General features: G+C 56.9%; 17 protein-coding genes. 8 read left to right on the top strand and 9 right to left on the bottom strand.

Going from position 1 to position 20,840, the window contains the following annotated elements:
• Positions 1 to 126 precede the first annotated feature (126 nt).
• Both hmpA and B3729_RS03055 read left to right on the top strand, forming a co-directional pair.
• A complete protein-coding gene (gene hmpA / locus B3729_RS03060; protein WP_286787020.1) occupies positions 127 to 1,308 on the top strand; it encodes an NO-inducible flavohemoprotein in 1,182 nt (393 codons plus the stop codon).
• 143 nt (positions 1,309 to 1,451) lie between these two features.
• Positions 1,452 to 2,630, top strand: a complete 1,179-nt coding sequence (locus B3729_RS03055; protein WP_286787019.1) for an HPP family protein — start codon at positions 1,452 to 1,454, stop codon at positions 2,628 to 2,630.
• Positions 2,631 to 2,671: 41 nt separating this feature from the next.
• Here B3729_RS03055 and B3729_RS03050 read toward each other — a convergent pair whose 3' ends face one another.
• Together B3729_RS03050 and B3729_RS03045 are read right to left on the bottom strand one after the other, a co-directional pair.
• Positions 2,672 to 3,529 (bottom strand): LysR family transcriptional regulator, encoded by an 858-nt coding sequence (locus B3729_RS03050; RefSeq protein WP_010797529.1) that lies wholly within the window; start codon positions 3,527 to 3,529, stop codon positions 2,672 to 2,674.
• A gap of 45 nt (positions 3,530 to 3,574) precedes the next feature.
• Positions 3,575 to 4,471, bottom strand: a complete 897-nt coding sequence (locus tag B3729_RS03045; RefSeq protein WP_286787018.1) for a helix-turn-helix domain-containing protein — start codon at positions 4,469 to 4,471, stop codon at positions 3,575 to 3,577.
• Between the two features lie 169 nt (positions 4,472 to 4,640).
• Between B3729_RS03045 and pobA the strand changes: the two genes are divergently transcribed.
• The 4 genes from pobA to B3729_RS03025 all read left to right on the top strand — a co-directional run bounded on the left by pobA (position 4,641) and on the right by B3729_RS03025 (position 9,194).
• On the top strand, positions 4,641 to 5,825 hold the full coding sequence (pobA, locus tag B3729_RS03040) for a 4-hydroxybenzoate 3-monooxygenase (RefSeq protein WP_286787017.1): 1,185 nt from the start codon (positions 4,641 to 4,643) through the stop codon (positions 5,823 to 5,825).
• A 98-nt stretch (positions 5,826 to 5,923) separates the two neighbouring features.
• Positions 5,924 to 6,772, top strand: a complete 849-nt coding sequence (nadC, locus tag B3729_RS03035) for a carboxylating nicotinate-nucleotide diphosphorylase (RefSeq protein ID WP_286787016.1) — start codon at positions 5,924 to 5,926, stop codon at positions 6,770 to 6,772.
• A gap of 66 nt (positions 6,773 to 6,838) precedes the next feature.
• Positions 6,839 to 7,636, top strand: a complete 798-nt coding sequence (locus tag B3729_RS03030) for a hypothetical protein (protein ID WP_150347813.1) — start codon at positions 6,839 to 6,841, stop codon at positions 7,634 to 7,636.
• A 484-nt stretch (positions 7,637 to 8,120) separates the two neighbouring features.
• Positions 8,121 to 9,194: a glycoside hydrolase family 5 protein gene (locus B3729_RS03025; RefSeq protein ID WP_312124441.1), complete on the top strand. Its 1,074-nt coding sequence runs from the start codon at positions 8,121 to 8,123 to the stop codon at positions 9,192 to 9,194.
• 41 nt (positions 9,195 to 9,235) lie between these two features.
• On the opposite strand, the gene B3729_RS03020 is transcribed toward B3729_RS03025, so the two are convergent.
• The 5 genes from B3729_RS03020 to B3729_RS03000 form a co-directional block, all read right to left on the bottom strand.
• Entirely contained in the window at positions 9,236 to 10,087 is an 852-nt protein-coding gene (locus B3729_RS03020) for a CsgG/HfaB family protein (protein WP_010797523.1), read from the bottom strand.
• Positions 10,088 to 10,115: 28 nt separating this feature from the next.
• On the bottom strand, positions 10,116 to 10,538 hold the full coding sequence (locus B3729_RS03015) for a curli assembly protein CsgF (protein ID WP_122043174.1): 423 nt from the start codon (positions 10,536 to 10,538) through the stop codon (positions 10,116 to 10,118).
• Positions 10,535 to 10,927 (bottom strand): curli production assembly/transport protein CsgE, encoded by a 393-nt coding sequence (gene csgE / locus B3729_RS03010; RefSeq protein ID WP_125888758.1) that lies wholly within the window; start codon positions 10,925 to 10,927, stop codon positions 10,535 to 10,537. The genes B3729_RS03015 and csgE overlap by 4 nt, the downstream gene beginning before the upstream one ends.
• A 4-nt stretch (positions 10,928 to 10,931) precedes the next feature.
• Positions 10,932 to 11,561 carry a helix-turn-helix transcriptional regulator gene (locus B3729_RS03005; protein ID WP_019366625.1) on the bottom strand — a complete coding sequence of 210 codons (630 nt, stop codon included), beginning with the start codon at positions 11,559 to 11,561 and terminating at the stop codon, positions 10,932 to 10,934.
• A gap of 269 nt (positions 11,562 to 11,830) precedes the next feature.
• Entirely contained in the window at positions 11,831 to 12,616 is a 786-nt protein-coding gene (locus tag B3729_RS03000; RefSeq protein ID WP_286787015.1) for an SIR2 family NAD-dependent protein deacylase, read from the bottom strand.
• A gap of 432 nt (positions 12,617 to 13,048) precedes the next feature.
• Here B3729_RS03000 and B3729_RS02995 point away from each other — a divergent pair, with 432 nt between their 5' ends.
• Together B3729_RS02995 and B3729_RS02990 are read left to right on the top strand one after the other, a co-directional pair.
• Positions 13,049 to 14,971, top strand: coding sequence for an AAA family ATPase (locus B3729_RS02995; RefSeq protein ID WP_286787014.1), 1,923 nt, complete (start codon positions 13,049 to 13,051; stop codon positions 14,969 to 14,971).
• A 620-nt stretch (positions 14,972 to 15,591) separates the two neighbouring features.
• Positions 15,592 to 16,905 (top strand): MFS transporter, encoded by a 1,314-nt coding sequence (locus tag B3729_RS02990; RefSeq protein WP_074827716.1) that lies wholly within the window; start codon positions 15,592 to 15,594, stop codon positions 16,903 to 16,905.
• Positions 16,906 to 16,947: 42 nt separating this feature from the next.
• Here the strand turns inward: B3729_RS02990 and rmuC are convergent, their stop codons facing one another.
• Positions 16,948 to 18,534, bottom strand: a complete 1,587-nt coding sequence (gene rmuC / locus B3729_RS02985) for a DNA recombination protein RmuC (protein ID WP_286787013.1) — start codon at positions 18,532 to 18,534, stop codon at positions 16,948 to 16,950.
• Positions 18,535 to 18,779: 245 nt separating this feature from the next.
• On the bottom strand, positions 18,780 to 20,774 hold the full coding sequence (gene recD, locus B3729_RS02980; protein ID WP_286787083.1) for an exodeoxyribonuclease V subunit alpha: 1,995 nt from the start codon (positions 20,772 to 20,774) through the stop codon (positions 18,780 to 18,782).
• Positions 20,775 to 20,840 lie beyond the last annotated feature (66 nt).

Below are 20,840 nucleotides of genomic sequence, written 5' to 3'. Positions count from 1 at the left end.
GTCATTTTGACAAACACATTAAGCAGTCAAAATGACTCGAATCTAGATAACCTATTGATTTTAAAAGCCCTCGCTATTGGCATGCCTCGTGTATTACTCAGGTAAAGCCAACGCAGGAGCTGAACCATGTTAACCGCTCAACAACGCACAATCATCAAGTCCACCGTTCCGCTGCTGGAAACCGGAGGTGAGATACTGACGACTCACTTCTACAAGATGATGCTCAACGAGTACCCGCAGGTCCGCCCCTTGTTCAACCAAGCGCATCAGGCCAGTGGCGCCCAGCCTCGTGCCCTGGCCAATGGCGTACTCATGTATGCTCGTCATATCGACCAACTGGAGGCACTCGGCCCGCTGGTGGCTCAGATCGTCAACAAGCATGTCGCCTTGCAGATTCTGCCGGAACATTATCCCATCGTAGGGACCTGCCTGCTGCGGGCTATTCGAGAGGTATTGGGCCAGGAAATCGCTACTGACGAAGTGATCGATGCCTGGGCCGCAGCCTACGGTCAGCTGGCCGATATCCTGATTGGCGCCGAGGAAGATCTGTACGCCACTCATGAGGCAGCCCCCGGCGGCTGGCGTGGCGGTCGCTGGTTCCGTGTTGCCCGCAAGGTGGTAGAGAGTGACGAGATCACGTCCTTTTACCTGGTACCCGAGGACGGCGGAGCCCTGCTGGACTTTCAACCAGGCCAATACATTGGCATGCGCCTGATACTGGAGGGTGAAGAGGTACGCCGTAATTACTCGTTATCGGCACGCGCCAACGGTCGCGAATACCGCATCAGCGTTAAGCGCGAGGCCGATGGCCGTGTTTCCAATTACCTGCACGATCAGGTAAACGAAGGGGATCGTCTTGAGCTTTTCCCACCGGCAGGCGAGTTTACGCTCAGGCCATCTGACAAGCCTCTGGTCTTCATTACCGCTGGTGTCGGCATCACTCCGGCACTCACCATGTTGGAAGCGGCACTCGAAACCCGTCGTCCCATTACCTTTATCCACTGCGCCCGCGACGCAGGCGTCCAAGCCTTTCGTCCGTGGCTCGAAGCACAGAAGGCAAAGCATCCTCAGCTACGCTGCTACTTCTGCTACAGCCATCCGCGTCCCGAGGATCGGGGCGATGCAAACGGACTTTTAACACATACACTACTGGAGCAGTGGCTACCCGAGAATCGTGACCTGGATGCCTACTTCCTGGGTCCAAAGCCCTTCATGGCCCTGATCAAGCGTGAGCTGAAAGCGCTGGGTGTACCTGAAGCGCAAAGTCGCTATGAATTCTTTGGGCCAGCAGCATCGTTGGAAGCCTGAGTAAAGAGGCGGGTCTCAACGGCCCGCCTTTTAATTCACTTTTATTGAGCAAAAGGCTCATTATTATTTATTAGATCGATCCCAATAGGCTCGCTAGGATAAAGAGGCTATTACCTGCGTGCCTATAAAAGCCTCTAATAATCGTGAAAAAAACACTGCGTTCCGTGCTGCCCTGGTTCAAGCGTTTTAAACCCGTTGCCGTCAAAGCCCCGCCCCGTGAACTGGTCCGTGCCACGCTTGGCGCCTGCCTGGGCATGGTAGCCAGCGTGCTGGCGTGTACTCACTTCTACGGACTCGAGATTGCGCTGCGAATTGCAGCCCCTATCGGTGCATCAGCCCTGCTGCTGTTTGCTGTCTCGTCCAGCCCTCTGGCGCAACCCTGGTCGATTATCGGCGGCAACGTAGTGGCTGCTGGAATTGGTGCACTGGTTGGCCAGTGGATCGACCATACCCTGCTGGCCGCCGCGGTGGCGATGGGGTTGACCATCGTGACCATGTTCAGCCTGCGTTGCCTCCATCCACCGGGCATTGCAGTGGTCGTGGCAGTCAGCCTGGGCGGGCCGGCTTTTCAACAGCTCGGTCTGTACATCATGCTGCCGGTGGCGCTCTGTTCGCTAATCGTCCTGGCAGGTGCCCTGATCTATAACAACCTGACTCGCTTGCCTTACCCGAAAGCTCCAGCGCCAGCCGCCAATCCGCATAACACGCGAGACCCGCTTCCGTCGCAGCGCGCGGGCTTTACGACGGCAGATCTTGAGCTTGCCATGAAGGAGTTTGGTGGCTTTGTCGACATCACTCGAGACGACCTTGAGTCCCTGGTCCGTCAGACCGAGCGCCACGCCTTGAGCCGTAGCATGGGCGCCATCACCGCCGCTCAGATCATGTCGCGGGACCTACAGATCGCCCATCCTGACACGCGGCTACAGGATGCCTGGAATCTGCTGGAGTCTCATCACCTGAAAGCGCTGCCGATTCTTGATGAGGCAAAGCATCTGGTGGGCATCGTGACCCTGGCCGACCTGTTCAAGGCCATCGAGCCGGGCTCGCCGAACGCGCAGGGTAATCCAGGCGATATCCCGCTTGAGCGCTTTATGACACGCCATGTGCAATGTGTGCGGGATACCACCCATATCGTGGAGCTGGTGTCACTGCTTTCAGACAAGGGCCTGCATTACCTGCCTGTCCTGGATGAGCCGGGCAACCTGGTCGGCATCATCAGCCAGACCGACCTGATCGCTGCGCTCTACCAACGCTGGCTGAAGAACGTACTGACTCACCGTGAGGCGGCCAATCAGCGCGCCTCCGAGGAAAGCGCCGCTTGATTCAGAGGGCGCATGGTTAAGCGCCATGCGTCCTCCTGGATTCATCCCTCCCAACGCTGGGACCAGTCTGCGTCCTCACCGATCACGTCTCGCAGCAACTGGATCGCATCCTGAAGCACGGGCGTTTCCTTGTCCCGTGAGTACACCAGATACGTGGGATAGGTGAATTCCGGTGCTCGTTCTACCCGCTGCAGAATACCGTTATCCAGATAGCTCTGGACGACGCGCGTCCTGAAATATCCTGCACCTCCATTCTGTACAAGGTACTGCAAGGCCAGAGGTCCCAGACTGAAAGAAAGCGCTGCTTTCGCCTTTTCGGGCATGGCTGCGTCGTGCTGCTTGCGAAAGGCCTCGCCCCAATCAATGTAGATGTAGGGCTCAGGTTGAGCTACCGAGCAGACCTGAATCAACTTTTCCTCCAGCACCTGCTCGACCTGCATTCCTGGCCAGTATTCCGGCTGATAGACCAGTGCCGCATCTAGCACGCCTTGCTCTACCTGCTGTTGCAGACGACTGCTGTCGGCAATCTCAGCCCGTACCGCGTAGCCAGGCAATGCCTCCCGCAAACGCTTTACCCAATTGAGGATCAATGGATTGCTCAGGCTGACCTCCCCGCCTACCGTAAGCAGATTGCGAAACCCCTCTGGCAGCGGCAGGTCACGTCGCGCAGCGTCCCATGTCTGTACCAGCTGACTGGCATATCCGGCAAACACCTGACCATCTGCCGTCAGCCTCGCACCCGCCCGGTTACGCACAAACAGCCGGCACTGAAGCTGAGCTTCCAGATTCTGTACCCGCGCCGTGACCGCGGTTTGCGTCACATGCAGCCGTTCCGCCGCAGCCAGAAAGCTTCCAGTCCGGGCAATTTCAAGAAAGGTACGGGCCAGTTCAAGATCCATGGGTATCCGATTATCGATAAGCGAGCCGTCAGTGTAGCCATGAACTCAGGCTGTATGCAGTTCTGCTTCGCGCGAGGAGGACTCCTGGCGGAACACCGAGGGCGACACCCCGGCCAGCCGCTTGAAGAACCGCGTGAAATACGCCGGTTCGGAAAAGCCCAGCAGATCCGCAATCTGGTTAACCGTAAGGCCCGTGTAGATCAGGTTTCGCTTAGCCTCAAGCAACAGCCGTTGATGGATGACGCCCAGTGAGGTCTGTCCGCGCAGCCGCCTGCAAAGCCCATTGAGATAGGCCGGTGTGATACCCAACGCCTTGGCATAGGCCTCGATAGGCCAGTGATTGCTGTAATTCGCCTCTACCAGCTGGGAAAACGCAGTCAGGTAGGACTGACCCCGCTCGGGCCGCTCCTGGGCGTCGCGCACCATCACCTGCCGCCCCAACCATACCGCCAACACCCCAACCAGTGATTGCAGGAGCAGGTCCCGCGCCGGCGCCGAGGAGCTGTACTCATTATTGATCGCGGCAAACAGCGTGTGGATGTAACGCCGCTCTCGTCCGACCTGATAAAGCGCAGGCTGGCTGAAGGTCTGGGTCTGCCCGCCCAGATGCTCCTGCAGCCGGGAAACCAGGGGCATCGCCAGGGTGAGAATAAAACCGTCGATGTCCTCCGAGAACCGAAATCCGTGAATGCAAAAGGCAGGCACCACCTGGATGGCGGCATCATCGATCAGGGTCTGCTGCCCATCCACATTAAGCTCGGCCCATCCCTTTCGCACATAGAGCAGTTGCACCAGATCGGCATGCCGGTGCAACTGAATCTCCCAATCGTGCAGGCTGCTGCGCTTGGGAATGGACTCGCAGTGCAGCAGGTCCGGTGTAGGCCATTCCAATGGGTCGCCATAGAGCATGAACACCGGAATATTCGGCACGGGCGGTTTCATGGTGGACCTCATTCTTATGCAAGGGTGTTTATAAAAGTCCAGAACTTCCTACGTAAAGTGCCTTCTCACCCGGCAATGATCAACCAAAAATACAGGCGACGCAGATAAGAACGCACGCTGGCCACCCCTTTGCCGGACGTGACGACACAATAAGCGAGAGACCATAACAATGAAGACACAAGTCGCCATCATCGGCGCCGGTCCATCCGGCCTTCTCCTGGGTCAGCTGCTGCACAACGCTGGCATCGACACCGTTATCCTCGAACGTCAGAGTCCTGATTACGTGCTGGGCCGCATTCGTGCCGGCGTCCTCGAACAAGGCATGGTCGACCTCTTGCGCGAGGCTGGCGTCAGCGAGCGTATGGATCGGGAAGGCTTGGTCCACGATGGATTCGAGCTGGCGTTCGAAGGCCGCCAAGAGCGCATCGACCTCAAGACGCTTTCCGGTGGCAAGACGGTCATGATCTACGGCCAGACCGAAGTCACCCGAGATCTGATGGAGGCACGTAAGGCCAGTGGTGCGCTTAGTGTCTACGAAGCCAGCAACGTACAGCTTCACGAGCTGAAAGGCGAAAAGCCCTATGTGACCTTTGAAAAGAATGGCGAAACCGTACGCCTGGACTGCGACCATATCGCCGGGTGCGATGGCTATCATGGCATCTCGCGCCAGTCGATTCCGGCAGACGCGCTCAAGACGTTCGAACGGGTGTATCCCTTCGGCTGGCTGGGCGTCCTGGCCGACACCCCACCGGTGAACGAAGAGCTGATCTATGCCAACCATGAGCGCGGCTTTGCCCTATGCAGCATGCGCTCCAAGACGCGTACCCGCTATTACGTGCAGGTTTCCGCTGACGAGAAGGTCGAGGACTGGTCCGACGAACGCTTTTGGGATGAACTCAAACGACGCCTGCCGGCCGAAACCGCTGCCAGACTTGTTACCGGCCCCTCTATCGAGAAAAGCATCGCGCCTCTGCGCAGCTTTGTGGTCGAGCCCATGCAGTATGGTCATCTCTTCCTTGTCGGCGATGCGGCGCATATCGTTCCACCCACAGGGGCCAAGGGGTTGAATCTGGCGGCCAGCGATGTCTGCACCCTGTACCGGATTTTGACCAAGGTCTATCACGAAGGCCGTACGGATCTCCTACAACGCTATTCGGAGGTCTGTTTGCGCCGCGTCTGGAAAGCCGAGCGTTTTTCCTGGTGGATGACTTCCCTGCTCCATCGCTTTCCTGATACGGATGACTTTGGCCACCGCATCCAGCAGACCGAGCTGGATTATTTCCTGGGTTCTGAGGCCGGTAGAAAAACCATTGCCGAAAACTATGTCGGTCTGCCTTATGAACCGATCGAGTAAGGCGACGGCAGCCAAGCTCTGGTAATCTGGCTGTCTTGACCCACGCCCGTAAAGCGCATCCACTCGGCTGCGTTTTACGCTGCACGCCAGGACTGTCCATGCCCAGCACCTACCTAGAACAATTACCTCAGGAAATTCAGGCCAACGTCCGCACTGCGCTGGCTGAAGATGTAGGAACCGGCGACATCACCGCCCAGCTCATCCCTGCCGACCGCACCGCCAGGGCTACTGTCATTACCCGTGAAGACGCCACCCTCTGCGGCACCGCCTGGGTCGATGAGGTGTTCCGCCAGATCGATTCCACCGTAAAGGTTGAATGGCAGGTTCGAGACGGGGAACGGGTCATGGCCGACAAGATTCTTTTTACCCTGTCAGGCCCCGCCCGCTCCCTGCTGACGGGCGAGCGAACAGCGCTCAACTTCCTGCAACTGCTGTCAGGCACAGCGACTCGCTGCAGTTACTACGCAGACTTGGTCAGCGGTACTCAGGTCCGCCTGCTGGATACGCGCAAGACCCTACCCGGCCTGCGGCTGGCACAAAAGTATGCCGTTACCTGTGGCGGCTGTCATAATCACCGCATTGGTCTGTACGATGCCTTTCTTATCAAGGAAAACCATATTGCGGCCTGCGGCGGTATTGCCCAGGCGGTCGAGACGGCGCGTCGTATCGCCCCCGGCAAGCCGGTTGAAGTAGAGGTCGAGAACCTCGCTGAGTTGGAGCAGGTCCTGGCCACAGGCGCTGAAATCGTCATGCTCGACAATTTCTCGCTTGAGGATATGCGCGAGGCCGTAAGAATCAATGCGGGCCACACCAAGCTGGAGGCGTCGGGCGGCATCAACGACACGACCATTCGCCCAATCGCCGAAACCGGTGTCGACTATATTTCAATAGGCACGCTGACCAAAGACGTCAAGGCACTGGATCTTTCCATGCGCCTGGCGCTTTAATCATATGCCTCCTGTTGTTCACTGCAGGCCGGTTCGCTGGCCCGCAGGCTTTATCAAGGAACTTTTGTGAGCCATCGCTACCTTGTCATCGATAGCAGCGCCTTCACCAGCCCACAGCTGGAAGCCTACCTGTCCGCGCGTCCCAAGAACCGTGTCATCATTTCCGACAGCACGGCCGTACAGCTCTTTCAACCCGAGCAATGGGTAACGGCCCGCAACGGATTGTTCAAGCAGTACAAGGATCGCATCTTCTTTTCAGATTCCAGCGGGCCAATTCTTCAGGCCGAGCTGGAAGGACGCAAACCCAGCATCCTCGCCGCGCCGTTGACGCGAGCCTTTAACGCGACGATTGCCGCCGAAGGCGAAGAAGAAGCCCGGCAATTGGCATACATCCACAAGAACCTGCTGGATATCGAAGACGAATACCTGGCCAACCGCAAGGTATTTCTCAACACACTTATTACCCATATGAGCAAGGCGCTGCAGGATAATCCTGCCGTTACTCAGGACCGTGAGGCAGCCATTCACCTGGCAGCCGCTACGGCTCAACGTGGTCTCGCCAAAGGGTTCTCTCCAAGCCTGCTTGACGCGCCCTACAGTGTGTTTCTCAAGGCCTACCCTCTGGCAGCCCGCTATGTTGCCCTGCTTGCCTCGCTGCTGGTCGAGCATATCCAGGCAACCGGTACGGCTGCCAAGGTGAACGCAACGGCCATTATCGAAACCTTTACGCAGCGGGATAACGTGTTGATTGCCAGCCTGTTCGACGGCCTGTTGAGTACGGATGAGAATACTAACGCTGCCTTCGCCGCGCTCAAGCAGACCCTTGCAGTGCTCAGCAAGGTAGGCGCCCAATCCGTGCATTAACGTCTGGAATGCCCTTGGAATCGGTGGCTTCTGCAGCAGCGGCAGAGGCCACCGATATATTGATCAAGCTCACACTTTAGAACTTTAGCCGTAAATGCTTCAAATCCTCTTCGCTGGTCCGCCTCGCGCTTCCTGTGCGTTTTTCGTTCACGAAAATATCTGTCCCGAACATCATTCATAGCTCCGGTTAATCGTTGACTCATTGTCACTTAGCCGCGCCAATTATTTTTATAAGCGCTTTCGCCATATTTTTGACAGCCCTGAATCAATCATTCCAAATAGCCATTATTGCGACTAATCGCCGCTCTATGACGGCCTTTTCACTGCCATTTCGTTCCTCAAGCCAAACGCTAAGCCGTCGATACGCCAAGCACAACGACAGCATGCGCCGCAGAAATCACCTCGGCGCTTAAACGACTGTCACGGCTTATCCAGCGCAACACAGCAGCTGGTAATTGATTTATTCAATATTGGGGAAACTTTCATGAACCGCTTTGAATCCATCGCACGACTCAGACGCCTCTTCCGTGGTGCAGTACAGGGGCTGCTGCTCTCTGCTTCTGTAGCTACCTTGTCCACTACAGCCCAGGCGGATGATTTAAGCGTCGGTCTGGTTGGCTTGAACATGTCGGGCGCAGGGTTTGCGGCCCATGTTCTACCCGGCCTCAACAACCGCAACTACATTTTCCCTACGGAAACCCATTTCAAGGATTGGAGCGAGAGAGGCGTTCGCCTGATTCGCTTCCCTATTATCTGGGAGCGCCTACAGCCCAAGCTCTACAACATGCTCGATCCAGACTATGTAGGGCTGATCCAGCAGACCATGAACTATGCACAGAAATACAATGTGCGCGTCATTCTGGACCTGCATAACTATGCGCGCTATCGCGGTGAGCTGATCGGTACAAAGAACGTGCCGTATGCGGCCTACCACGACGTGATGTACCGCATCGCCTTTCGTTGGGCCAAGCACCCTGCCCTCTACGCCTACGACATCATGAATGAACCCAACGGTGCGCTCGATTACTGGCCGACCGCAGCACAGCACGGCATCAATGGCGTGCGTACAGTGGACAAGGTCAAGCCCATCATTGTCGAAGGCAATGGTTGGGCGGAGGCAACCCGCTGGGCGCAATGGAACGATTCGCTGCTCAATCTGAAAGACCCGTCCGACAATCTGATTTTCTCAGCGCACACCTATTTCGATAACAACTCCGGTGGCACCTACGAGACCGTGGACGTCAGCACACTGGACCCCATGTATGGTGTGGCGCGCGTGAAGCCGTTCGTAGAGTGGCTGAAAAAGCATGGCAAGAAGGGTTATATCGGCGAGTTTGGCGTCCCGGACAATGATCCTCGCTGGCTGGTACTGATGGACAACATGTTGGCCTACCTCAGACAGAACTGTATCCCGGCAACCTATTGGGCGGCAGGTCCTGGCTGGGGTAACTACAACCTGGCGGTTGAGCCCGTGAATGGACAGGAACGCCCGCAATGGCCGACGCTCAAGAAATACCTGAGCACACCTAGTCAGTGCATACAAATAGGCCCGAATTGATCGGGCCTATGGAAATGGGGCCTGCTTGAGGCCCCATTGGCTTACTTGGGCATCGTTTTCGAGGTCACGTACTTGCTCAGGACTTCATTGTCATCCAGCGCATGAACGTCGGAGGCGACCCACAATTTACGCTCGATCCCCTGGGCAATCAGATGTGCGACAGCCGCTTCGATAGCCGACAGCACACAAAGCTGAGCCGGCTCGTTGGTGGTATAGCCAGACTCTGCCTCTAGTAGCTTCTTGAACTCGACGAACTTGTAGACATCCGCCGAGCGACCAATCGAGAAGATGGTCTTGGATGTCATCACGTTGGCCAATACCTGTCCGCCACGTACATCGATGGCGCGCAGATTGACCGTCACCTGATCGACCCGGTATTCCTGGGACGCACCGATTCCCAGATAGCGAGCGCCTTCGCCGCCGCTGCGAATATTGGTGTCGTAGGCAACGATGCCACCCTCCAGCAGGATATTGGCTGCCTGCAGTGAAGGGAGCGGCTGCTGAATGTTTTGTGGCGTGTTGGGCTTGCTCTGGGTCGCCCGGATGATCTTGCGCTCGGTCAGAATGTTCTGCAGCCCCTCACGTTCCAGCACCACGAACCAGCCGCTGGCCTGGAGTGCATCGACCAACATGCTGGCGCCACCCTGGGTGACGGCGGTAGAGAACGAGCTGGCCGGGCTGGGCTTGTACTGGCCGGTCTGGTCACGGAACCCATAGACGGCCGCAACAAGCTTGCCTCGCGGTGCTGGCAGATTCAGCAGATCGTAATAGGTAGAAGCCCGTGGGGTCAGTGTAGGTTGGGCATTTTGTTCGGCGGGCATGGGGTCACGCACAGAACATCCCTGCATCAGCATCGCGCACAGCAACGCTGACGACATCATGAGTCGTTTCATAATGGCTATTCCTGGTTTAGCGTGCCGCTTAGTAAGTCGTTCCGGCCAATCCGTTTACGGCAATCTCAGAGACCTCGCCTGTCACCCGATCCGTAATATGGATGACCAGCTGCCCTGTTTCGTCATTGAGAATATTGACGATGAAATCATCCGTTGTAACGCTGCCTGCCTTGCCGTTACGGGCATTAGTCAATACCTGCGAAAGCAAACTCGATTGAAGCTGGCTGGTGAAACGCTGAATAGCGGACATACTGCTGGATGACGTGGCATCGGGATCATCATAGTCATTCTGGGCCTGCGCGTTACCGAGCAGATACGAGCCGTTCAACGGGCTGCCGCCAAAAGCAGGGTTCTTGGGGGTATAGACCAGTTCAGTGGCCTGGAGCGACGAGACGGAACCTAGCAATAGCAGCCCTAGCATCGTTGCTGAATGTACGTTCTTATTCTTCATAGCTCGTCTCTGTCCATGTCGAAGGTGTCATATAAAAGATTTTCCAGTTTTTGTTTAGCGACTGTGTCCTTGACCATGTCCGCCGCTGCATAGGCCGTGCCTTTGAGCTCCGAGACATTAGGCTGGATGAACTGTCGGTAAACCACTCGCTGGTCATGCTCCACCCAGACCAAACTTCCCCAACGCGCAGAAGGCCTCTCGCGTACTACCAAGTTGAAATCCAGTTGGCTGGTATCGACCAACCGATCGCTGAAATAGCGATAAAAGTCGTGACCGAAGCGGGAGATCGTGTTGTCGACGATAAAGCCCTGGATATTCTCCTCATCATCGGCAGCCTGTGCCGACATCAGCATCATCATCCCCAGCAGTCCGACGCCCCAGCGCTTCATTGCGTTAATGTCCTTTACTCTTTTCGTAAAACTTCAGCGCGGCCTCTGCACGATTGGAGGCGCCAATCTTGCGAAGCAGGTTATGAATATGACTCTTGATGGTGTGTGTACTCAGGCAGAGCTGATGGGCAATCTCCGCGTTTGAATAACCCTTGCCAACCAGGCTCAGGATCTCACGCTCGCGCCCGGTCAGGTCCACCGCCTCCTCTTCCAGTGTCTGCATCCGCCGATAGCGCTCGATCAGACGCTCCATGACATCACGTGGCAACCAGTCCCGTCCCATCAGCAGGGCTTGTATGCCATTGAGCAAAAGCTCTCGGGAGGTATGGGTGTAGAAGATTCCCTTGATCTCGGGATGCTTTTCGATGAGCTGCTGCGCCTGCTCATCCGAGGTATTGACCAGCGCAACCGGTGCCTGACCAATCAACTGATCCAGCACAGCCGAGCACTGCTCGAATGCGACACTACCGACATCCAGCAGCCACAGAGATGCCCTGGCCTTTTCCAATCCATTGAAGTCACCCACGCATAACTCGAATTCCGTCTGCTGATTGAGAAAGTGCTGGAACAACTGCCCCAACAACTGATTCTTGGTCAGTAGTTTGACGGTAAGTGGCGGGCGGCCTGTTGCCATAATGGCGTCTGCTGAACTCAACTTTAAGCCTCGGTTATTCTTAATGTCGGTAGGCTATCCAACGATCTTGCGATCACAAACAAAAAAGCCCCTGAAACCATTTCGCCTCAAACAAATGAGAAATTAAACACAGCGATATATTGAGATTCTTTTGGCATCACTCCCTGATGACGATTGAATATTCAGCAGGCTGGATTGAAACAACAGAATTCTCAAGAACCAACGTGAACACTTTATGAAACAGGACTGTATTCACGTAACGAGATACATCAGGAAAAGACTTCTCTTTCCAACTTAGGTAATAGATCACCTGCTGCACCAATCAACGTCCAGTCATCGGAATGTACTCCTGAAACCGGCTGTGGATTGATATGAACGACCGCGGCATCGGCATCACGCGCAATATGAGGCATCTGAGCGGCCGGGTAGACCACACCGGATGTACCGACGGAAAATAGGACATCACACTGGGCTGCCGCATCAAATGCCTGCTGCAAGGCCTGTACCGGTAACGACTCGCCAAACCAGACGACGCCCGGCCTAATAAAGCCATTACACCTGGAACAGCGTGGCGGTTCGACACGACGACCTTGATCTGGTTCAACCGGTATTTCACGCTCGAACGAATAGCCGGTGCCGCAGGCAAAACAGCGCGGCTGATGCAGGCTGCCATGCAGGTGCAGTACATCGGCACTCCCGGCACGCTCGTGCAGATCATCGACATTCTGGGTAACGACGGTAGCGCGTGGAAAGTGCTGGGCCAGACGGGCAATGGCAAGATGGGCCGGATTGGGCTGAGCATTCAGCACCTTCATACGACGCCATTCGTACCATCCCCAGACGAGGGCCGGATCCGCCTCAAAGGCTTCGGGGGTTGCCAGTTCGGTGGCATCGAACGTTGCCCAGAGTCCGGTCTGTGCATCTCGAAAGGTGGGAATGCCGCTTTCGGCCGATACGCCTGCACCGGTAAAGAACACCACGTGCTGTGCATCGCGAATACAGTGTTTCAGCGCTTCATCTAACGCCAGGGACGTAGAGGATGGGGTTTGGCTCATAACATCTGTTCCAATCTTTCCATGAGTGGGCCGATCCTGCTTTTATAAAGAGGCCTTTCCGGTCTTTTTTCACCAGGAGTCCTATTGGTGAATAAAACGGTCTTGTCTGAATATGAAATGCTTATCCAGTTGTAGCCAATTAATATGAATTTGCCAGTTGAAACGTAACCAGTTTTTGCGGCAGGCGCTACCTTTTTAATGGGAAGTGCATGCCAGAGCACTTGTGTAAATACGCTACACAATTGCTCAAAGTTCTCATTTTTCTTTTACCAACAGATACCTTATCGTTTTCAAACTCGACCGACGGTGCCGCCACTCATCGTATTTCGACAAGAGCGGGTTCACTCGCTGCGCTACATGCCGATAATCCGGAAGTTCCCTTCGAGCGAGAGTATTTTTCTCTTGCTGACGTTTCGCCTCACCGGAATCGCCATGAAGAAATCCTTTTTTAGTAAGCATCGTTTCACTGTTATTCCCGCGCTGGCCTTGGCTGCAGTAATTGCTGGCAGTATCGGTTATTGGAGCTTGACGTCTGGTCAGGCAACTGTCAGCACAGCAGCCCCCGGCTCGGTTCAAGCGATGCTTGATACGGTCCGCACGGCACCACAACCGTGGACAGACCATCCGCAGGACTTGTCCGTTCTGGTCAACGACATGCGCAGCAACGCCATTGCAGGTGCTGTGATTGGCGAAAAAGCGGTGTATATCACTACCACGGCCAATGCTCACTACACGGTAGCCGATCCGTCTGGCCGGGTCGGCGATCTGGTTTTGCGTGACTACTCGAACCGTGGCGAGACCCTGTTCCCGGTTGCGACCTTTGCCGAATCGGCTGAGCGCAGTCCGGTCATGGAAAGCCTGTTGGCCAACCTGCCCACCTATCTGCTGCTGCTTCTGCTGGCCGTACCGCTGGCGTTCCGCGCTATGAGCCCTTTCAAGATCCAGCGCAAGGGCACGAATGTTTCCTTCGAGGATGTCGTTGGGGCCCATGAAGCTAAGCGTGCACTGGAGGACATCACTACCTGCCTGCGTAACCCTGCCGCCTTCTCGGCACTGGGCGCACGTCCGCCAAAGGGTGTCTTGCTGACTGGTGAGCCGGGCACAGGAAAAACCCAGCTGGCCAAGGCACTGGCTACGGAATGCAACGCGCATTTCATCCAGGTGACGGGCAGTGATTTCTCCTCGATGTTCTTTGGAGTGGGCATTCAGAAAGTGAAGTCTCTGTTCCGTACAGCGCGCAAGAAGGCACCGTGCATCATCTTCATCGACGAGATCGACGGTATTGGCAAGCGTGCCGAGCAGTCCCGCTCAAGCGACGCGGAAGCCAACCGCATCATCAACCAGTTCCTGACCGAGATGGACGGCTTCGATGGTTCCAGCGGCGTGCTTGTCCTGGGTGCGACCAACTTTGCCAACTCGCTGGACCCGGCACTAGTGCGTGAAGGCCGCTTCGACCGGACCATTGCGGTCGGCCTGCCAACCCTGGAGGACCGTATCGAGCTTTTCCGCCTGTACGCCAAGAAAATTCAGGTGCAGGGTGATCTGGATTTCGAGGCCCTCTCCCGTAACACCGTTGGCCTGACACCTGCTGCCATTGCCTACATTGCCAACCATGCGGCGCTGCTGGCAGCACGTGAGAACTGCACTCAGGTCAGCATGAGCCACTTTGTGGATGCGATCGAGACCTGCCGTATCGGTGAGCAGCCTACTGCTGTCACGCCGCTGAGCGATACCGAGCGGACCCGTATTGCCGTACACGAAGCCGGCCATGCCCTGGTAGCAGCGGCGCTCAACACTGGGCGTGTCGAGAAGGTGACCATCCTGCCCCGTGGCCAGGCCCTGGGTGTGACACTGGTAACACCGGTGGAAGACAAGCGTCTGCATCTGGAGTCTGAACTCAAGGCTCGTATCCAGATGCTGCTCGCCGGCCGCTGTGCCGAACAGATCTACTTCCATGAAGTATCTTCGGGCGCGGCCCAGGACCTGCAGGAAGCCTCCAAGCTGGCCCTGTCGATGGTGGGTTCATTGGGTATGGGACCGAAAGGTTCGCTGATCAGCATTCAGGCACTGCGTGATGCCGGCATTGAATACGATGCAAATATGTCCATCGAGGCCGCAGATGAGCTCCTGCATCGCCTGAACGATCAATGCATGGCCCTGTTGCAGCGCCTGCGTCCGGCCCTGGACAGCATTACCCAAGGTCTGCTCGAGCACGAGACGATCCCGGGCGAGGATGTCATGCAGGCTCTGGCTGCCCATGGCGGTAGCGAGGCAGTCAAGGCACTCAATCGCGCCATCAAGGCCGATCCCGAGCGTGCCCAGAACGCAGCCATGAGCGGTTGGACGCTGGACTAATTTCCGCCGCAGCTCTCGCTGATCCCAAAAGCCCGTGGTGAACACCGCGGGCTTTTTTATTGGGAAAAATCTGCAATTTCTTACCGTAGAAAGCAAAACCGTCTGCCTTTCGCCGATAGTCTGAATTGACAAAGTAACAAAGGAACGTTACATAATATTTCTAGTTGTATGACGACGTATGACACAACAATCATAACAAATGGATATGTAGCGCTATGGCCCTCGCAGCGATTACACCTATTCGAAACCGTGTGGCACCGACTACTTATCGCGCAGAGGTAAACCCGCCTGCTAGCGCGGTTGTAAGCCTGTTGACAGGCCTACATCTGTCACGCTTGCTTGGCATCACCTGCAGGTCCGGCGTCAAATCAAAGACGTCATACATCCGCCTCTTGAATTCATCGTGCCGCATGCACGCTTCCTCCGATCCGCATCATTTCGTTATTCGTTGGCCGGGTTTAAGCCCCTTTATGGCGATATCACGCCGAACGCTTCGAGCCCGTTGCTCGCCTTGTGTGTCCTGTTTCGAACGCAGCATTTGATTACACATTGCGGCGTTTCAACGCTTTAGCCCTGCCCTGCAGCACAGCTCAACCATTAAGAACAATTAAAGGTGTGTCATGAAAATAAAAGGAATCCGCTGGTGGATGGTCGCCCTTGTCACGGGCGGTCTGATCGTCAACTACCTGGCCCGTAATACCTTGTCGGTGGCAGCGCCCACCATGATGAAAGAGCTCGATTTTGGCGCCGAAGAGTATTCTCACATCGTAATCGCCTGGCAGCTCTGCTATGCCTTCATGCAGCCTATTGCAGGCTACTTGCTGGATGCCATTGGTACCAAGTTGGGCTTTGCGATTTTCGCCATTGCCTGGTCGGTGGCGTGCGCAGCAGCGGCCATGGCCAACGGTTGGCAAGGGCTTGCGTTTTTCCGGGGCCTACTGGGGCTGACAGAAGCGGCCGGTATCCCCGCAGGGGTGAAGGCTACCTCCGAGTGGTTCCCAGCCAAGGAACGTTCGGTCGCCATTGGCTGGTTCAACATCGGCTCATCGGTAGGCGCCCTGCTGGCACCGCCGCTGGTGGTCTGGGCCATCCTGCAGAGCGGCTGGGAGCTGGCGTTCCTGATCGTGGGCGTGCTCGGCATTGTATGGAGCGCCCTGTGGCTGGTGTTCTACAAACATCCGCGTCAGCAGCAACTGCTGTCCGACACCGAGCGGGACTACATTCTTTCGGGCCAGGAAGCCCAGCACAAGGATGAAACGCCTGCCAAAGCCAATTGGAAAAAGATTCTGACCAGCCGTAACTTCTTCGCCATTGGAGCGGCGCGCGTTCTATCCGAGCCGGCCTGGCAGACCTTCAACGCCTGGATTCCGCTGTACATGATGACCGAACGTCACATGAACATTAAGGAAGTGGCTCTGTTTGCCTGGCTTCCCTTCCTGGCGGCAGACATCGGTTGCGTGCTGGGCGGTTACATGAGCCCCTTCTTCCATAAGCACCTCAAGGTCTCGCTGTTCACCTCGCGCAAGATCGTACTGATGCTGGGTGCCTTCTGCATGATCGCACCAGCCTGTACTGGCCTTGTGGCGAGCCCGTACACTGCGATTGCCCTGCTCTGCATCGGTGGCTTTGCCCATCAGACGCTTTCAGGAGCGCTGTACTCGGTGACTGCTGACGCATTCGGCAAGAATGAAGTGGCGACGGCTACCGGCATGGGCGGCATGTTCGGCTACCTGGGCGCCGCGGCGTTCACGTTTGTCTTCGGCGTGCTGGTGACCAAGGTAGGCTACAGCCCACTGTTTATCGTGCTAGCCATTTTCGACATCGTGGCGGCGTTGATCGTCTGGAACGTGGCAACCGACCGCTCTCACCTGACCGACACGCAGCCGGCTAATGCGAACCAGACACTCACTGGCGCCGAACCAGCCAAGAGCTGAGCCTGCTCCTGAATGGAAAAGCGCGGCCTGTGCCGCGCTTTTTTATACCTCTCGTTCCTGAAACACCGACTCCCCCTCAAGGGAAATCAGGTTCAGTTCAAGGTCCGCCCGCTCTGCCCACTGCTCATCGATCTCGGCTTTGACGGACACACCCAACGCACGGAAATCGTTGACCTGCTTGACCAGGTTGCCCTGCCCGCTAACGAGCTGCCCGCAGGCCTTGTGATAAGCCTCCTGGGCTTTTTCCAGGCTCTTGCCAATACCGTCCATGCTTCCCAGAAAGGTCCGTAGCTTGTCGTATACCCTGCTGGCACGGTCAGCCAGTTCGGCGGTGTGCCGGCTCTGGTCTTCGAAGCGCCAGAGCTGCCGGACAATATTGAGGCTGGTTAGCAGAGTGGTCGGGGTTGCGACCAGCACATTCTGTTCGATGGCCCGCTGGAATAAGGTCTCGTCTGCCTTGAGGGCCTCGACAAATGCCGACTCGATGGGTACGAACATGAAAACCATCTCGGGTGCATTGAGTCCCGGCAGCTTGAAATACTCACGATCCGATAGCTCGCGGATGCGCTCTCCTACCGCGCGCACGTGTTCTGCCAGAGCGATCCGGCGCTCGGCCTCATCTTCACAATTGATGTAGCGGGTATAGGCGTTGAGCGAGACCTTGGCATCAATGATGAGGTGCTTGTTCTGGGGCAGATACACCAGGACGTCCGGCCGACGACGACCTGTCTCGGTGGTAAAGCTGACCTCACGCATGAAATCGGTGCCCTGACGCAAACCGGAGCGCTCCAGCACGTTTTCAAGAATCAGCTCACCCCAGTTGCCCTGAGCTTTCTTCTGGCCTTTCAGGGCGGTCGCCAGCTCATGGGCCTCCTGCGTGATCTGCCGATTAAGCTCTTTTAGATCGAACAGCTGCTGTGCCAGAGCGGCCTGCTGCTGGGTGTCCTTGTGGTGGATATCTTCAACCTTGTGGCGGAACGCTTCGATCTGCTCGCGAAACGGCTTGAGCAATGCATCCAGCGACTGCTGGCTGTGCTGGGAAAAGGTCTGCCCCTTCGTCTCGAAGATCTGGCTGGCCAGTTGCTCGAATTCGGCCTTGAGTTGCTCGCGGCTTTCCTTCAGGAGCTGAGTCTGCTCAAGGAAATGCTGTTCCTTTTGCTCAAGCGTGGTCCGCAAGGTGGCATGGTCTTCCACCAGTTGGGCGTGCCGTGTCTGCATCTCTCGGAGCATCTGCTGCTCACGGCTCTGCTGGGTGCGCTGCTCGGCAAGCTGTTGCTGCAGGCCGTCCAGCTGCGCGCGCGCCGCTTCAGCCGCGGCACGGTGATCCGACATCTCTAACTGCGCCTGACGCGCCTGACCACGCAGCTCCGTCTCGCTTTGCCGAAGCATCTCGATCTGCTCTTTCAGCTGCTTTATGCGGTCACGCTCGGCATTCAGCTCAACCGCCTGCCGACTGTTGGCCACTTCCAACCGCTGGGCCTCACTGCGCTCTGCCTCGATCAGTTCCTGGGTTTCCTGAAGGCGCGCCTGCAAACCTTGCTGCTGTCTGACCAGCAACGCTGCCGTGACGCCCCACCCCAGCAGAGCCGCCAGCGGCAACACCAGGGAGATCAGGTTCAGCGAATTCATAGCCAGCCTCACGACGGATACATCAAAGCTCGCACCTTATGTGGGCCGGATGAGCCCGTCCAGTGCCTACGGCCCGGTTTTAGCGCGAAAGGATTATTTGTAGAACAGCCTGGTAGCATTTGTACCGCCAGCCGCCACGTCAGCGATAACTCCCAAGCCTGCCCCACCCAACCTGCAACGCATACAGATTGGGTAAGGCGCTCCACGCCGAGGCCAAGGCCGATACGTTTTACATATGAACGGGCTTACATCAGCATCAACCCACTCAAGCGCCTGACCCGGCGGGACACCGCCTCTTCAAAAACGCCTGTTTTAGATTCGATCAAGCTGAACCAGTCCCGGGCCCGGGTGATACCGGTATAGATCAGCTCCTTGGTCAGCACTGGGCTGATCGTATCCGGCAGGATCAGCGCCGTATGCGCGAACTCGGAGCCCTGGGACTTGTGTACTGTCATGGCAAACACGGTTTCCACGGCAGATAACCGGCTCGGCAAAATGAAGCGCAGGCCGCCGCTACCGTCGTTGCGCGGGAAGGCCACACGAATTGCCTTGCCTGATCGATTGGCAGGCTCTGGCATACATAAGGCAATGCCGATATCGCCATTCATGAGGTTCAGGCTGTAGTCATTCTTGGTCACGAGCACCGGGCGCCCTTCGTACCAGCCCTGGTCCTGGCTGATAAGCCCGGCACTGAGCAACGACTTGGCGATCCGCTGGTTAAGTCCCTCCACACCCCACGGTCCTTTACGTACTGCACAGAGTAGTTGGAACTCATCGAAGGCATCCAGCACGTCCTTAGCCCAGACTTCCCAGACAGGATCATCCATTGGCAGGTCGTAACTGGGCCGAAGCGCCTGCATCATACTCAGATAATGCCGGTAGCCGTGGGGCCCCTTGGGTGAGTGACCATCCAGCACTAGCTTTTCCAGTGCCCTGTCTTCGGCATCGCGCAGCCGCAGGCAGAACAGGTCATCGTAGGTCTTTTTGACCAGCAGCTCACGTGCACCGCTGGCCTCCTGAAGATTTACCCGGCGCGCCAGCTGGCCGATACCGCTGCTGGAATTGAACCGGCGGGAATGACGTAGCATGACGACCTGCTGTGCCAGGGCATGATGCTCCTCGTGACCATCTTCCAGCGATTCGTCGCTCAGGCACTCCCCGCAGATTTCCTCTAGCCACGCGCGAGTTTCCGGTGTGTAGTAGCCCAGCTCGGCATCACGGCACAGATCGCCCAGCACAGCGCCCGCCTCGACCGAGGCCAACTGGTCCTTATCGCCTAGCAAGATCAGCCGCGCATGTTGTGGCAGCGCATCGAGCAGACAGGCCATCATCTCCAGGTCGATCATGGAGGCCTCATCCACCACCAGCACATCCAATGGCAGCGGGTTACTGACATGATGGCGGAAGTGACGGGTATCCGGGCGACTGCCAAGCAGCCGATGCACCGTAGTAACGTCCACGGGAATATGCGGCCGAACGGTCTCGCTTACACCCAGCGACTGCACCTGCCGCCCGATGGATTCGGTCAGCCGTGCGGCGGCCTTACCTGTGGGTGCGGCCAGGCGGATACGCATGGGCGTTCCCTTCTCGACAGCCGGAGCCTGAAGCAGCGCAAGAAGCCGGACAACTGTAGTGGTCTTACCGGTACCCGGACCGCCGGTGATGATGCTGAACGCGCCTCGCGCCGCCAGGGCACAGGCCAGCTTCTGCCAGTCGGTCACGCTCTTGCCATCGATCAATGGACGCTCGGGAAACAGCGCAGCCAAGCGTGTGCAAAGGTCATCCGGCACAGACCCCAGGCCAGAGAGACGCAGCCGCAGGCATTCGCTGACACGGCGCTCATAGCTCCAGTAGCGGCGCAGATATAACCGCTGGCCATCAAGCACCAGTGGACAGTCATCCACTTGACCAATAGCCACGATGGGGCTGCTCTCTAATGCATTCAGCCAATACGTTACGTTGAGAGCTGTCAGTACCTCGGAAGGCAGCAGCACCGGCTGCCGATCTTCATCACCTTCCGGTGGCAACGACAGGGCCATGTCTGGGTTGCCCAGGGTTTCGGCTAGATCCAGACACACATGCCCATGGCCCAGCTGATGGCTGGTCAACGCCGCTGCCAGCATCACGCTCGGGTGGCTCTGCCCGTCGAGCTCATAAAGAAAGGATACAAAGGCGCGGTCCAGCGGCCTAAGCCACCCTCGCTCAACCCAGCGGTCCAACAGCAAAAACAGATCCGCCATACGCTCAAGCGGCCGGAAGTCCGGTGTATGGGACGCCGGTGCAGTAGCTGTCTTGACTGGCGCAGC

It is taken from the genome of Pseudomonas sp. UBA3149 (assembly GCF_002364655.1).
Taxonomy (GTDB): domain Bacteria; phylum Pseudomonadota; class Gammaproteobacteria; order Pseudomonadales; family Pseudomonadaceae; genus Chryseomonas; species Chryseomonas luteola.
The sequence above is the reverse complement of the archived record's forward strand: the minus strand, read 5'-3'. Positions and strand labels throughout refer to the sequence as shown.